Source organism: Stutzerimonas stutzeri (assembly GCF_013522825.1).
In the GTDB taxonomy this organism is placed as follows: Bacteria; Pseudomonadota; Gammaproteobacteria; order Pseudomonadales; family Pseudomonadaceae; genus Stutzerimonas; species Stutzerimonas stutzeri_AK.
On record NZ_JAAMQZ010000098.1, the window covers coordinates 1 to 1,320 of the forward strand.

The 1,320-nt window shown below is 55.6% G+C and carries 1 protein-coding gene; it reads right to left on the minus strand.

Going from position 1 to position 1,320, the window contains the following annotated elements:
* Window positions 1–47: 47 nt before the first annotated feature.
* Window positions 48–1,267, minus strand: a protein-coding gene (locus G7020_RS23750) for an IS3 family transposase (protein WP_181087218.1) whose coding sequence is annotated in 2 segments (ribosomal slippage) — window positions 48–919 and window positions 919–1,267 — 1,221 coding nt in all. Because the reading frame shifts where the segments join, the coding sequence is not laid out codon by codon here.
* Between the last annotated feature and the right edge of the window lie 53 nt (window positions 1,268–1,320).

The window sequence follows — 1,320 nt, forward strand, 5'->3', positions numbered from 1 at the left end:
TGTCTAGTCCTGAAATAGGTTTACACCGATTCAGCTAGATTTCGGTACTAAAACGCCCGATGCACGGCATCGGGCGTTTTGTATTTCAGAGACAGATGCGGTCGTTCCGTGTTGTAGACCTCGATGGCTTCCCTGACCATTGCTCTTGCCTGCTTCAGGTCACCGGGGCTACGCAGCATCAGTTCATTCTTGAGTGTTCCGTTTACTCGCTCGGCGAGCGCGTTCTGGTAGCAGTCGTATCCGTCGGTCATCGAGCATTGGACGTTGTGGTGCATGTGAAGGGCTTGATACAGCGCTGAGCAATACTGGATCCCGCGATCAGAGTGATGGATCAACACCTGATTGCTGCGGCGCTGCCTCAGGGCATGCCTGAAGGCCATGGCCACGGATTCGGCATGGAGGCTCTCGTGCACGTGATGGCCAACGATCTTGCGTGAGTAGGCATCGGTAACCAAACTCAGATAGAGCGGACCGCTGCGGCTGGGAAGGTAAGTGATATCGGCCACCCAGACATGTTCGGGCGCCGCTGCAGTGATCTGGTCGGGACCAGGTTTGAGCAGATTCGGGTGGCGGTAGAAGCGGTGAAAACTATGGGTTGTCTTGTGGTACGCACGTTTGGGCAGCACCAGTAGACGATGCTCAGTCAGGATCCCGAACAGCCTGTCACGGCCCACTTTCAGGTCATCATTCGATTGGTTGCTCAGCAGATAATGCAGCTTGCGCGTGCCTATGCGCGGCTGACGTAGCCTTACACGCCGGACGTAGCAGGCCACCTGCTCGCTCTGCAGGCGACGCTGATCGGCGCTACGGTTACGCTTGTAGTAAGCCTGGCGGCTGATGGACAGAAACTGGCAAGCCCTGACGATGCTCAGTCCTTCAACTTGCTTTTGCGAGAGGACTTGCCGGGTCGCTTTTTTACGATCGAAACACCGTAGTCATTTTTCAGCACATCGACCACGGACTCGAAGAACTGGGCCTTTTGCCTCATGACCTGCAGTTGCTGTTCGAGCTCTTTGATCCGCTGCTCAGGCGTCAGGTTTGCTGGATCGGTCATGACTTCGCTCCTGCCGGGTCGAACCGAAGCCCCCTGACTCCAATCTTGCCGACCATGCTTGCGCAACCATACCAAAACCGTAGACCTGCCCTGGATCCCGTACTGAGCCTGGGCCTGCTTGTAGGTCAGCTCGCCTTTTTCGATCTGGTCGACCACAGCCAATTTAAAAGTCAGTGAGTAATCACGCTGGGTTCGCTTAACACCTTGATCCATCGAGGTCTCCAGGTTCTCGGGGGAAAGGTGTAAACCTTATTCAGGACGGGACA